Below are 12,133 nucleotides of genomic sequence, written 5' to 3' on the forward strand. Positions count from 1 at the left end.
GCTGGGCGGGGCAGCCATCGGCAAGAGCGTGGGAGGCAGCACGGGCCAGCTGATCGGTGCCGGCATCGGCGGTGCCAGTGGGTCGGCCATAGGTGCCAAGACGGGAGACGGTCACAAGAGCAACAACGACCGCTACTACGACGATAGGCACAGGCATCACAAGAAACACAAGAAGCACAAGAAACACAGATGGCACCACGATGACTGATGTCAGCCGTGCTGGCTGGCGCACCATAGTGATGAGCCATAAGCAAAAGGGGCCAACCGGCCCCTTTTCGCATGCTGTGGTTCAGACCAGCCGGTGCTGGCGCCGTCCCTCGGCGAAGGCGTTGATGTTGTCGATCAGCTGATCCGCGAGACGCTGCATCGACTCCTCGCTGGCCCAGGCCACGTGTGGGGTCAGGATAAAGTTGGGGTATTGCAGGGCCTGCATCAGCGGGTGATCGGGGGGCGGCGGCTCGACGCTCGCCACGTCGAAGCCGGCACCACCGAGCCGGCCGTTGGCCAGCGCCCGCAGCAAGGCCTCTTCATCCACCAGACCGCCCCGGCCCACGTTGATCAGCAGCGCGCCCGGTTTCATCAGCGCCAGCTCCCGCTCGCCAATCAGGTGACGGGTGTAGGGGGTGAGCGGGCAGTGCAGGCTGATCACATCCGAGCTTTGCAGCAGCGCGTCCAGTGGCAGCCGATCTTCATCGTGACTGGCGCCCACCTGACTCTGGGCGTAGCGCACCTCCATGCCGATCCCCTTGGCCCGCTCGCCGAGCGCCTGGCCCAGGGTGCCCTTGCCGATGATGCCGAGCCGCTTGCCGTGCAGATCCATGATGGGGTGATCGAAGAAGCAAAACTGGCCGCTCTGCTGCCAGCGCCCCTCCTGCAGAGATTGGCGCCAGGCGAACACATTGCGCGACAGGGCCAGCATCAGCGCCATGGCGTGCTCCGGCACCGAGGGGCCCGAGTAGTTGCGGATGTTGCACACCCCGACGCCAGCGGCGCGGCATGCCTCCAGATCCACGTTGTCGCTGCCGGTGGCGGCCAGGGCGATGAGTTTCAGGTCCGGCAATTGGGCCAGTTCGGCGGCACCGATGCGCACCTTGTTGATGATGGCGATGCTGGCGCATCGGAGCCGCTCCACCACCTGTTCGGGAGCCGTGCTCGCATGGCTTTGCCAGTGGTGGGGGAAGCCGGGATGGTGCAGGGTGACACCCGCATCCAGGGTATCGCTATCGAGAAAAACTATCTGCTGCATGACGCCTCCTGCCATTGGAGCCGTCATGATGCCAAATATGGGCGTCCGGGAGCCAGCCCGAACGGGCTCAGCGGCGATCTGATCGCGACGGATGTGAGGCAGGCAGCATTTTGGCGCGGCGGCAGGGCTCAGAGCCAACCGAGGTGGGTGAGCCATCCCTGAATGCGGGTTGACGTCTCATCCAGATCCATCAGGGCGTAGGGACGGTAGTTGAGCTTGTGGCTGCGGCGGCTCTCGCTCTGACGGGCCTCGGCGGCCAGCAGGGGCCAGCGGCTGCCCTCTTCCTGATAGAGGTCCAGGGTCGGCATGGTGGCCTGGGCTATCTGCTTGGCCAGGGTCTGATTGCTCTGCTGATTGGGGAAGAAGCCGTCCAGCAGCACCAGGGCATCGGGGGCGGGCAGTTGCTCGCTGGCGATGAGGTTGACGGCCCAGGCGGCGCTGGTGCCCTGTGCCAGTATCAGCTTGAAGCCCCCCTCCTGCAGCTTGGCGTCCCCCAGCGTGCTGATGCGGGTGGCAAACTGCTTGCGAAAGTCATCAATGGCCTGCTGTTTCTTCTCGGCAGCGGGATCCAGCTCAATCTGTTGGGGGGAGGGGAGCAGCAGCAGGGTATCGAAGCCAAGCTGGCCGAGGGCGCGGGTCAGCTGCCACAGTTGGCCGCTGCGCTGCCAGTCCGGCAGCAGGATCGCCAGCCCGACATAGCTGTCGCTGTCGTGCTTGGCAAACAGCACCGTCTGCTTGTCTATCTGGATGCTGTTGGGCAGCCCCTGCCAGTCGCTGTTTTGCCAGTAGTCGAGGGGTTGTGGCTTGGCGATGGGGGGCGCGACGTCGCTGGCCTGCGAAGCGTGGCTTGCCAGCAGGGTCAGTAACAGCAGTGATAAGGATAATCTGGCCATAGTGCGCTCCCCGGTTAACTGGGTTAGCGGCACTGGGCCGGTTTTCTGAAGCGCGGCTATGGCATCAATAAAAAAGCGAGCCATTGGCTCGCTTTTTTGCATTCAACTCAAGGGGTCGATCAGGAGATGCGACGCTTGAATTCGCCGGTGCGGCTGTCGATTTCGATCTTGTCACCGATCTCTACGAAGGCGGCAACAGCCAGCTCGTAGGCAGTGCCCTTCAGGCGGGCAGGCTTGGTCACTTTACCGGAGGTGTCGCCACGGGCGGCCGGCTCGGTGTACTCAACTTCGCGCACTATGGTGGTCGGCAGTTCTACGGAGATGGCTTTCTCGTTGTAGAAAGTCACTTCGCAGATGTCTTCCATGCCGTCTACCAGGTAGTTCAGCACGTCACCCAGGTTGTCTTTCTCGACGTCGTACTGGTTGTACTCGGTGTCCATGAAGACATACAGAGGGTCGGAGAAGTAAGAGTAGGTGCACTCTTTACGCTCCAGCTGAACCACGTCCAGCTTGTCGTCGGCCTTGAATACGGTCTCGGTCGCGCTACCGTTGAGCAGACCCTTCAGTTTCATCTTGACCACGGCGGAGTTACGGCCGGATTTGTTGAACTCAGCCTTCTGGACCACCATCGGCTCGGTGCCGATCATGACTACGTTACCAGCGCGGATTTCCTGTGCGGTTTTCATGTAAAAAATTCCTGTTCGTGAAACGGACGGATAAAAACTGCCAGATTATATACGGCTTTCTAAAAATTTCACCAATCGCGTGACGAGATCCCCGTCCGTGAGTAGCTTCTGTGACCAGCTTCGCCCATGTTGCTGCCAACTTGCGTTATATCGGGGCCATTGGGCCCAAAGTTCGCAGGTCTGCTCCCCCTGATTGAGGGCGTGGCTGAAGGCGCGCAGCCACTGGGCTGTGTCCGGGGGCAAGTCTGCCAGGTAGTGATCGAGAAAACCGTCCAGCTTGACCATGTGGGCCTGCTCTTCCTGCGGGTAGATGTGCCACAGGAAGGGACGGCTGGCCCACTGGGCCCGCACGAAGGAGTCCTCGCCGCGCACCAGATTGAGATCGCAGCTCCATAGCAGCCGGTCGTAGCCAGCCTGATCCGTCATGGGCAGCAGCTTGATGGTGAGGTTGCCCGAGTGGAGCAGGTCACCCGCCTTGGCGGTGGCGATAGCTTGTTCAAGGCCAGCGCCGCGCAGCACATCCTGTAGCGAGCGACCGAGCGGCAGCAGCAGGGTGACAGGGGTTGGGCTTTGGCACCAGCTTGCAACCAGGCTCACCAGCGCGTCGCTCTCGTAGGTAAAGAGGCTGACCCGCAGCTCGTTCTCTTGTTGCGCTGGCAAACCGAGGCTGGCCCAGTAAGCGGCAAGGCCCGCCTTATCCTGTTGCCACTGATCGCGTTCGGCGATGAGCCCACGCTCGCAGAGCAGACCGCCGGTTTTAGCCGTGAAGCCCGGGAAGAAGAAGTATTTGTTGAGGCTCAGGTTGCCGACCCGCTGGGGCGAGGCGAGGCCGTGGCAATCCTCGACCCAGCTCTCCGCCGAGAGGTACTCCAGATTGATCCAGCAGGGGGATGGTGTGAGCCCGGCCATGCGATCGATAAAGGGGGCGGGCAGTTCGCAGGCGAACGCTTCTATGACCACCTTTGCTGGCGTCACATCCGCTGGCAGGGCGTCGTGCCAGAGCTGGATATAGATGCCTGCTACCCACTGGCCATCCTGCGCGGGATCGAGTCCCGGGCAGATGCGGGCAAAGCTGGCCAGATCGTCCACCCAGAGCCGCACCTTACCATGCCCCTCCTGCTCCAGCTGGCGGGCGAGCCGCCAGGTAACGCCTATGTCACCGAAGTTATCCACGACGCAGCAGAAGATATCCCAGTCGAATGGCGGCAGATTGCGTGGCGAAGAGGTCGTCATGTCAGGGATCCGATGGAAATGAGAGATACAAAAAAACCGGTGTGCAGGGTAGCACACCGGTGGATTGGCTTCTAAGGGGGCATTGACCTTCTCCCTGCTCCCCCTGGCAGAGGGGCCGTCGTCTTCTGCTTGCCTCAGCTTTTTTGCGCTCGTGGCTAGCAGGGGCCGGTTTACTCCTTGCCGTAGACGTTGTTCTCTTGTTCACGCACCCGGATGAAGGTGGTGCGTTTGGTCAGCTCTTTGAGTTGGCTGGCGCCGACGTAGGTGCAGGTGGATCGCAGCCACCCAGGATGTCGCGCACCGTGTTCTCGACCGGGCCGCGATAGGGCAGCAGCACGGTTTTGCCCTCGGATGCGCGATAGTCGGCGACGCCGCCAGCGTGCTTGTCCATGGCACTCGATGAGCTCATGCCGTAGAACTTCATAAAAGGGGCGCCATCCACGTCAACCACTTCGCCACCGCACTCCTCGTGGGCTGCCAGCATGCCGCCCAGCATCACGAAGTCGGCGCCGCCGCCGAACGCCTTGGCCACGTCCCCCGGGCAGGTACAGCCGCCGTCACCGACGATCTGGCCACCGAGGCCGTGGGCCGCATCGGCGCACTCTATGATGGCAGAGAGCTGGGGGTAGCCGACACCTGTCTTGACCCTGGTGGTGCAGACCGAGCCCGGGCCTATGCCGACCTTGACGATGTCGGCGCCGGAGAGGATCAGCTCTTCCACCATCTCGCCGGTGACCACGTTGCCGGCCAGGATGACGTGGTTCGGGCAGGCTTCACGTATTTTGCGCAGGAACTCGACGAAATGCTGGGCGTAGCCGTTGGCCACGTCCACGCAGATGAAGCGCAGGGCTGCTGACATGGCCAGGATCTGGCGGGTCTTGATGAAGTCCTCTTCGGAGGTGCCGGTCGATACCATCACATGACCGAGCCGGGTCGGGGCTGTCTCGCTCACGAACGTTTGCCACTGCGCAAGGCTGTAGTGCTTGTGTACCGCCGTCATCATCTCGAAACCGGCCAGGGTTCTGGCCATGGTGAAGCTGCCGACGGTATCCATGTTGGCGGCGATGACGGGGACGCCCTGCCATTGAGTCTGGGTGTGCTTGAAGGTGAACTGACGGGTCAGGCTAACTTGGGAACGGCTCTTGAGAGTAGAGCGCTTGGGGCGAAACAGAACATCCTTGAAACCGAGCTTCAAGTCTTCTTCGATACGCATGACGAATTCCTTATTGAGCCTTGTTGAAAGTCACGTTTGCAGTGGTCAATTTTCGGCAGGCGCAAAAAAACCGGTGGTTTTCAGGGCCTCCGGTTTACAACAGTGTAGGCACAAATCCCGCCAGAACAAGACTGATAATTCGCTCATCATTGTGTTAGCCTTTGGCGTCACAACCTGAGTGCGGCGTTGGGTGTCATCCAACACCACTTTTCGGCTTGAACCTCCCTGCGAACATAGCCCTCAATCACGCCTGTTTACCCACCCATGTGGCGCCTCCGACCCTGGCAGAACAAGCCCGCCAGCCGCCGGATTTCGCCAGTTGACAGCCGCCGTTTGCATCCTCATTCTTGGCCTCTCGGGCCAGCCTGGGCCCTGTCTGGACGAGGAACTGACATGTTTGGATCGCGAATGATGCCGCTGTTGCTGCTTGCCTGCCTCTCCCTGCCGGGGGCGGCCCGTGCCGTCTCTGCTCCCGCCGTGTATGGCTGGATCGAGAAGGGGCTCCTCATGCCAAGCGGCGTGGCGGTGAAGATGAAGCTGGATACCGGGGCGCTCACCTCCTCGATGGATGCACGGGATCTGCACCACTTCAAGCGCGATGGCAAACCCTGGGTGCGCTTTACCTTGCAGCTGACGGATGCCAACACCGCCCAGCAGGTGCGCCAGACCCTGGAGCGGCCGGTGGAACACATGGTGACGGTGCGCGGCGCTGGCGGCATGGAGCAGAGACCCACTGTCACCATGGCTATCTGCCTAGGTGACAAGGTGTATGAAGAGTGGTTCACCCTGCGGGATCGCAGCAAGATGATCTATCCGGTGCTGCTTGGTCGCCGTCTGCTGGCGGATCTGGGGGCCGTGGATTCGAGCCGTACCTTCACGGTGCAGCCCGGCTGCCGCTGAGTGGTGTCGCACCGATGCGCTGCAAACAACAGAAACGGGGGCTCAGGCCCCCGTGTGCTATGTGCACCGACTCGGTTTTATGAGGAAGGCCGCGGCGGAACAGGCAGCAGCACGCTCACCTCCAGCCCTCCCTCTGGCCGGTTGTGGATATCCAGATCCGCGCCGTGCAGCTGGGCGATGCGCGAAACGATGGCCATGCCGAGGCCGACACCGTCTCCCTGCTGGGGATTGACCCGAAAGAAGCGTTCGCACAGGCGTGGCAGGGCGGCGGTGGGGATACCGGGGCCATTGTCGCGGATATCGACCCTGACCCGTTTACCTTCGTGCTGCACCTCGACCGCAATCTCGCCCCGGGCTGGGGTGTAGCGCAGCGCATTGTCGATAAGGTTGCTGAACATCAGATCCAGCAGGGTGGCCTGGCCCATCACGGTCAGCTGCTCCGCCCCCTCCAGCGACAGCTGCTGATCCTTTTTCAGGGCGATGGGGGCCAGGGTCGCCAGCGTGCCTTGCAGCAGCTGGTTCAGGTTGAGCTCGGTCAGCGCCACTCCCTGCTGGCTGTCGATGCGGGCCTGAGTCAGCAGCTGGCGCAGCAGGCGATCGCTGCGATCGAGCGCCAGCAGCATCTTTTGCAATGCCTGCTCGCGGCTGGCGTTATCTTCGGCGGCCAGCGCATTTTCACTGTGTATGCGCAGCACCGCCAGCGGGGTGCGCAGCTCGTGGGCCGCCTCGTTAGTGAACTGTTTCTCCCGCTCTATGGTGTCGGCCAGAGCGTGCATCAGGCGGTTGATCTCGTTGGTGAGCGGGGTCAGCTCCTGGGCGCGGATCTTCAGGTTGAGCGGGCTCAGATTGGCGGGGTGGCGTTCGCCTATGGCCTGGGCCAGCAGCCGCAGCGGCGCCAGACCACGGGAGATGAGCCACCACAGCAGGCCGAGCAGGAAGGGCAAGGTGATGAGCAGCGGCAACATGGCCAGGGTGGCCATCTTGCTGGCCAGTTCGCTGCGCTCGTCGTCCCGCTCTGCCACCACCAGCCAGGTATGTTCGTCCTGGTTGTAGAGGGTGAAGGTGCGCCACTGATGCTGGTCTTTTTCGACCGTGTTGAAACCGGGTGCCAGTTCGACCAGCGGCTGGCTTGGGGCGCTGGGGGAGCGCAGCAGTATGCTGCCCTGCTCGTTCAGCAGTTGGAAGTAGAGGTTGCGCTCGAACTCGTGGCCGAAGGGGGTCAGCTCCCTGTCTTCGCCGCGCAGATTGAGGCTGGTGTCCTTCTGCCACTGATCCGGGTTGTGCTGCTCCCAATCTTCGTAGACGGTGCCGTTGGCGGGCAGATCGCCATTTTGCTCCAGATAGCGGCTGAGCAACTGGTTGGTGATGCGGGCAGATTGGGCGAGGCGGGCATCGAACAGCTCCTCCATCTCATGGCTGGCCTCGAGATAGCCGATAAGGGCGCTGATAGCCAAGCTGGCACTGACCAGTGCCAGTATGCCTGAGAGCAGAAAATGGCGGATGGAGCGGGGACGATTCATGCCCGGTTGTCTCTGTGCTGTGGCAGTTCAAGCTGCGGAATGATGTAGCCGACTCCGCGAATATTGCGAATGAGGTCGCTGTAGAACTTCTTGCGCAGGTGGTGGATATGGACCTCCACCGCGTTGCTTTCGGCGCCTTCGTCCCAGCCGTAGAGGCTCTGTTGCAGCTGATCCTTGCTCAGCACCCGGCCGCTCTGGGTGATGAGCTCCTGTAGCAGTTTGTATTCATGAGGGGTCAGTTTGACCGGTTCGCCCCGATAGGTGACCTGCTGTGACTCGGGATTGAGCAGCAGTTCGCCATATTCCAGTATTGCCTGAGCCTGCCCCTTGCTGCGCCGCACCAGAGCGCGCAGACGGGCGTTGAGCTCCTGCAGGGCGAAGGGTTTGACCATGTAGTCATCGGAGCCAGCATCCAGCCCCAGTACCCTGTCGTCCAGGGCATCACGGGCGGTGAGGATCAGCACGGGCAGTGTCTGGCCTTCCCGTCGCAACTTGCGCAGCAGACTGATGCCGTCGATATCCGGCAGGTTGAGATCCAGAATGAGGGCCGTAAACTCTTCGCTCTTGAGCACCGGCAGGGCGGGCAGCCCCTGCTGCAACCAGTCCACCGTATAGCCACTACTGCGCAGGGCATCCACCATGCCATCGCCCAGCATCACATCATCTTCGACCAACAGGATCCGCATAGTCACTCCCCCTTAAACGACGCTGCCCACCAGTATGCAAGCGGGCGGGCAGAGTTTAAATAGCTGTTTGATCCAGCTTGATTTTATAGCCTGGCAAGGCGGTCCCGGATCTCGATGCGACGACCCTGATCCGCCACCTCGCGGCCGGGGCGGTCCGGTGCCGCCAGTGCCTTGTCCAGATAGGTTTTGGCTTCGTCCTTGCGGCCCTGCTCGAGCAGGAAGTCGCCGTAGAAGAAGTTGGGATCTATGCCGGTCGGGTTGATGGCCAGCGCCTGCTTGAGCAGCTGTTCGGCCTTCTCGTTATCGCCAAATCCCACCGGCCAACCCGGCACCTGATAATAGAGCGAACCCAGGCTGGTGTAGGCGGAGCCTTCCAGCATCTTGGGATCCTGCTTGAGGGCTATCTCCAGCTTGGCCTTGGCCTCCTTGACCAGACCCAGCGCCCCCAGCCCGCCTTTGGCGCCGGCCCAGCTGCTCTTGACGATGGCCGACCAGATCAACAGGTCGGTACGAAAGGCTTCCTTGGCGCTGGCCTCATCGGCCTGGCTGCTCAATTGCTCCAGGCAGCTCTCCTTGGCCTTGCCGGTCTGCTGATACTGGCAGACGGCCCACTGTTGCTGGATGACGTGCAGGGCGTCGGCGGCCTGAGCCAGGCCAGAGCCCAGCGCGAGGAGCAGGATAGCGCTATGACCCAAACGGGGGCGGAGAGTGGCGTGCTTCATGTTAACGTTCCTTCTCTGTCATGACGGCGGTGGGGTTGCCTTTGCCCGCAGCGGGTGGGGGCGGCGAGTGGCGAGCGTAGCGCTCTATGATGGGGTTTTGTTTGGCCAGTGCCCGGTCAACGAGGCCGGGGAGCAGGGCGTTGAGTCGCACGAACAGCTTCTCCGGCCAGCCGAGCCAACTGCGGCGAGTCTCGTTGCACAGGGCGATGACGGCGGCTTCGGCCACGTCCTGCGGGCTGTCAGTCTGGGTGCCAAGCTCGGCGTTCATCTCGTAGGCTGCCTCCGAATTGAGGCGGGTACGGGTGGCGCGGGGGGCGAAGTGCAGCACCTTGATGCCGGTGCCTTCCAGCTCGCGGCCCAGCGCCTCGCTAAAGCCGCGCAGGGCGAACTTGCTGGCGCAGTAGACGCTGTAACCCGCATAGCCGATGGCGCCGAAGCTGGAGCCTATGTTCATCACCACGGCGGGTTTGCGCCGCCGGGGCAGCAGGGCGCGGGTCAGCTGGATCGGCGCCTCGATATTAAGCAGCAGTTGGCGTTCTACCTGCTCCACACTCTGATCTTCCAGCCAGGCAAACTGGTTGCAGCCAGCGTTGTTGATCAGCACGTCCAGCCCCTCCTCCAGCGCGGGATGTTGCAACAGCCGGGCCCGCTCCTGAGGAGATCCCAGATCGGCGATCACTATCTGATGGCGCTCCGGGTACGGCAGCTCCTTGCAGAGGCGCTCCAGCACGCTGGCTCTGCGTCCATGCAGCAGCAGGTGCGCCCCCTGGGCCGCCAGCGCTTGGGCCAGCGCTTCGCCGATCCCGCCGCTCGCGCCCGTGAGCAACACCTTTTTTCCTTCAAGCTTCATGATGCTTGTGTTTCCGTGAGTTGATAGAGCATGTCGGCGTAGAGGCGGTAAACCACCTTGGCCGAGTGAATGATGGCGGCTTGATCCGCCGGGTTTTCGACCCGATCCATCAGCGATTCGAAGAACTTGAGGTGCTCCTGATCCAGTGCGCCGTGGGAGCTCAGGTAGCTCATCGCCTGAGGGGGCAGACCTAGGCCCTTTTTCAGCTGGTCTGCCACGGTGAGGGCGATGGCGACGCTGGTGCCTTCCAGCACCTGCACCATGCCAAAGAAGCCCATGGGGTTGCCTCGCTGTATCTGGTCATAGAGAAAGGCCACCATCAGCTCGATGGGCAGCCCGGGCTGGCCGTGCCGCACCGCCTCGGCATCGCCACCACAGGCGCGGATATCGTTTAAGATCCATTCTTGGTGGCCATACTCCTCGTCGATATATTCGGCAATGGCGCCGCGTACCCACTCATACTCCTGACCTAGCTTGCCGCCGGTGGCCATCAACAGCGGCACAGTGTGGCGCACGTGATAGAAGGCCTGGGAGAGGAAGAGCAGATAGGTGTCACGGGAGATCTCGCCCTTGCGACACGCCTCTATGATGGGGGCCTTGAACAGATGCTCCCGATCCGGGGCTGTGGCTTGTTGCAGCAGGTGATAGAAGCTCATGAGGTTTCTCCTGTAAGGCATTGGCTGATTTGCCGGGAAAAGTGGTGATAGATCCGCTCGCGGCGGGGGCGACCGTTGGCGGTCAGCAGGTCGGGATGCTGATCCAGTGCCACCGGTAGCCAGTGATGGATACGGGCGTAATCGGGCAGGCGGTGGTTGAGCTGTGCTATCTGTTGGGCTAGTTGGGCGTCTGCACCGGGCAGCGGCTGGATAAGGGCCACGTTGGCGGGCTGGCCGTCGCCGAAGATCACGATGCGGGCGATGGCCGGACAGAGCTGGGCTTCCGCCTCGATCCACTCGGGGGAGAAGTTGCGACCGAAGGCGGTGATCTGCACGTTCTTCTTGCGCCCCGTGATGTGCAGATAGCCCTCATCATCCAGGTGGCCCAGATCGCCGGTGGCAATCTGCTGGGGGACGGCAAGCTGGAGCCGTTGTGGCTCCTCAGCCCCCAGATAGCCGAGCATAGCGGCTCCTTCCACCAGAATTTCACCGTCGGCGGCGATCGATACCCGGCAGTGGGGCAGCGGTTGGCCGACGCTGCCAAGGCTGTGGCCATCCGGGCCATTGAGTGCCACGACTGAGCCGCATTCCGAGAGGCCATAACCTTCATAGACCGGCAGCCCCAGCTTGCGAGCGCGACTGATGAGCTCGGGCGAGACCTTGCCCCCGCCCACGGCGACGAAACGCAGCGCCGCCAGCTGTTTGGCCAGTGCCGGATTGGCGTTGCACAGGGCCAGCAGCAGGCGCAGCAATTCGGGCACCAGCACCAGACTGTGGGTGGGCCAGCGCAGCAGGGCCTGGGCCAGGGTGGCGGGAGCCAGTTTGCTGGAGCCGGAAAAACCCAGCTCCCCCAGCGAGGGAATATGGCTGTTGGCGCCGGTGAGCAGTGGCACGTAGAGGCCGGTCAGGTTCTCCAACAGGGTGGTCAGTGGCAGCAGAGTCAGGTGCTTTTCGACCCCGGCCGGGGCGACACGCTGCGCCAGCGATTCGCAGACCGCCATCATATGTGCAAGGGAGAGGCAGACCCCCTTGGGTTGCCCCGTGCTGCCGGAGGTGTAGGTGATCTTGGCCGTGCCAGCAGGTAGGGGAGTTATGTGGGGCGGCTCTTTGCGCCACAGTGGCAGCTCACCGATCGAGAGGTGCAGCGGTTCGCTTGCTTGCCAGCCCGGGTGATGGGGGCCGATCAGGGCGTCGGCCCCGCTGCTCTCCAGCAGCCACTCCTGTTGCTCCGGGCTGAAAAAGTGGGGGACCGGGATCACCACTATGCCAGCCTTGGCACAGGCCAAATCGATCAGTGCCCAGGGCAGGCCGTTGTCCAGTTGCAGCGCCAGCCGGGCAATACCAGCCTGTTGCAGGCGTTCGGCCAGGGCGGAAATCTGCAACCACAACTGTGCGTAGCTGATGCGATGCTCGCTGCCGCTCAGGGCCGGGCTGTGGGGCGCATGGCGGGCGAAGTGGGCTATCTGGTCAAACAGCATCATAAGGCGCTCCGGTGCGGGCAGTTGAACAGGAATGGCATGGGCGCCAG

Annotated in this window: 11 protein-coding genes and 2 pseudogenes; 2 read left to right on the forward strand and 11 right to left on the reverse strand. The window is 62.5% G+C overall.

Features of this window, described 5'->3' with window-relative positions; genetic code table 11:
- A pseudogene (locus AAC083_RS10995) lies at positions 1-208 on the forward strand (hypothetical protein); the annotation flags it as partial.
- Positions 209-289: 81 nt separating this feature from the next.
- Here the strand turns inward: AAC083_RS10995 and AAC083_RS11000 are convergent.
- The 5 genes and pseudogenes from AAC083_RS11000 to AAC083_RS11020 all read right to left on the reverse strand — a co-directional run bounded on the left by AAC083_RS11000 (position 290) and on the right by AAC083_RS11020 (position 5,271).
- Entirely contained in the window at positions 290-1,246 is a 957-nt protein-coding gene (locus tag AAC083_RS11000; protein WP_042034697.1) for a D-2-hydroxyacid dehydrogenase, read from the reverse strand.
- 128 nt (positions 1,247-1,374) lie between these two features.
- Positions 1,375-2,139 (reverse strand): DUF3530 family protein, encoded by a 765-nt coding sequence (locus AAC083_RS11005; RefSeq protein ID WP_108536605.1) that lies wholly within the window; start codon positions 2,137-2,139, stop codon positions 1,375-1,377.
- Positions 2,140-2,258: 119 nt separating this feature from the next.
- Positions 2,259-2,825 carry an elongation factor P gene (gene efp / locus AAC083_RS11010; protein WP_042034694.1) on the reverse strand — a complete coding sequence of 189 codons (567 nt, stop codon included), beginning with the start codon at positions 2,823-2,825 and terminating at the stop codon, positions 2,259-2,261.
- A 45-nt stretch (positions 2,826-2,870) separates the two neighbouring features.
- The gene (gene earP / locus AAC083_RS11015; protein ID WP_108536606.1) at positions 2,871-4,058 is read right to left on the reverse strand and encodes an elongation factor P maturation arginine rhamnosyltransferase EarP; all 1,188 of its coding nucleotides are present in this window, start codon (positions 4,056-4,058) and stop codon (positions 2,871-2,873) included.
- 170 nt (positions 4,059-4,228) lie between these two features.
- Positions 4,229-5,271 (reverse strand): annotated as a pseudogene (locus AAC083_RS11020) (GMP reductase).
- 393 nt (positions 5,272-5,664) lie between these two features.
- Here AAC083_RS11020 and rloA3 point away from each other — a divergent pair.
- Positions 5,665-6,171, forward strand: coding sequence for a retropepsin-like aspartic peptidase RloA3 (gene rloA3, locus AAC083_RS11025; RefSeq protein ID WP_108536607.1), 507 nt, complete (start codon positions 5,665-5,667; stop codon positions 6,169-6,171).
- Between the two features lie 77 nt (positions 6,172-6,248).
- Here rloA3 and AAC083_RS11030 read toward each other — a convergent pair whose 3' ends face one another.
- From AAC083_RS11030 to AAC083_RS11055, 6 genes are all read right to left on the reverse strand, one after another.
- A complete protein-coding gene (locus AAC083_RS11030; RefSeq protein ID WP_108536608.1) occupies positions 6,249-7,691 on the reverse strand; it encodes an ATP-binding protein in 1,443 nt (480 codons plus the stop codon).
- Positions 7,688-8,377 (reverse strand): response regulator, encoded by a 690-nt coding sequence (locus AAC083_RS11035; protein WP_108536609.1) that lies wholly within the window; start codon positions 8,375-8,377, stop codon positions 7,688-7,690. Before AAC083_RS11035 ends, AAC083_RS11030 begins: the two co-directional genes overlap by 4 nt.
- An 83-nt stretch (positions 8,378-8,460) precedes the next feature.
- Positions 8,461-9,099, reverse strand: a complete 639-nt coding sequence (locus AAC083_RS11040; protein ID WP_108536610.1) for a tetratricopeptide repeat protein — start codon at positions 9,097-9,099, stop codon at positions 8,461-8,463.
- A gap of 1 nt (position 9,100) precedes the next feature.
- Complete coding sequence (locus tag AAC083_RS11045; RefSeq protein ID WP_108536611.1) at positions 9,101-9,949, reverse strand: SDR family oxidoreductase; 849 nt, start codon at positions 9,947-9,949, stop codon at positions 9,101-9,103.
- Positions 9,946-10,605 carry a TenA family transcriptional regulator gene (locus AAC083_RS11050; RefSeq protein ID WP_108536612.1) on the reverse strand — a complete coding sequence of 220 codons (660 nt, stop codon included), beginning with the start codon at positions 10,603-10,605 and terminating at the stop codon, positions 9,946-9,948. The genes AAC083_RS11045 and AAC083_RS11050 overlap by 4 nt, the downstream gene beginning before the upstream one ends.
- On the reverse strand, positions 10,602-12,086 hold the full coding sequence (locus tag AAC083_RS11055) for an AMP-dependent synthetase/ligase (RefSeq protein WP_108536613.1): 1,485 nt from the start codon (positions 12,084-12,086) through the stop codon (positions 10,602-10,604). The genes AAC083_RS11050 and AAC083_RS11055 overlap by 4 nt, the downstream gene beginning before the upstream one ends.
- Between the last annotated feature and the right edge of the window lie 47 nt (positions 12,087-12,133).

It is taken from the genome of Aeromonas sp. HMWF014, assembly GCF_963878295.1.
Taxonomy (GTDB): Bacteria; Pseudomonadota; Gammaproteobacteria; order Enterobacterales; family Aeromonadaceae; genus Aeromonas; species Aeromonas popoffii.

Coding starts and splice junctions, on each gene's coding strand:
- AAC083_RS11050 (WP_108536612.1), bottom strand. CDS start 10,605: ATGAGCTTCTATCACCTGCTGCAACAAGCCACAGCCCCGGATCGGGAG.
- AAC083_RS11005 (WP_108536605.1), bottom strand. CDS start 2,139: ATGGCCAGATTATCCTTATCACTGCTGTTACTGACCCTGCTGGCAAGC.
- AAC083_RS11055 (WP_108536613.1), bottom strand. CDS start 12,086: ATGATGCTGTTTGACCAGATAGCCCACTTCGCCCGCCATGCGCCCCAC.
- earP (WP_108536606.1), bottom strand. CDS start 4,058: ATGACGACCTCTTCGCCACGCAATCTGCCGCCATTCGACTGGGATATC.
- AAC083_RS11000 (WP_042034697.1), bottom strand. CDS start 1,246: ATGCAGCAGATAGTTTTTCTCGATAGCGATACCCTGGATGCGGGTGTC.
- AAC083_RS11035 (WP_108536609.1), bottom strand. CDS start 8,377: ATGCGGATCCTGTTGGTCGAAGATGATGTGATGCTGGGCGATGGCATG.
- AAC083_RS11030 (WP_108536608.1), bottom strand. CDS start 7,691: ATGAATCGTCCCCGCTCCATCCGCCATTTTCTGCTCTCAGGCATACTG.
- rloA3 (WP_108536607.1), top strand. CDS start 5,665: ATGTTTGGATCGCGAATGATGCCGCTGTTGCTGCTTGCCTGCCTCTCC.
- efp (WP_042034694.1), bottom strand. CDS start 2,825: ATGAAAACCGCACAGGAAATCCGCGCTGGTAACGTAGTCATGATCGGC.
- AAC083_RS11040 (WP_108536610.1), bottom strand. CDS start 9,099: ATGAAGCACGCCACTCTCCGCCCCCGTTTGGGTCATAGCGCTATCCTG.
- AAC083_RS11045 (WP_108536611.1), bottom strand. CDS start 9,949: ATGAAGCTTGAAGGAAAAAAGGTGTTGCTCACGGGCGCGAGCGGCGGG.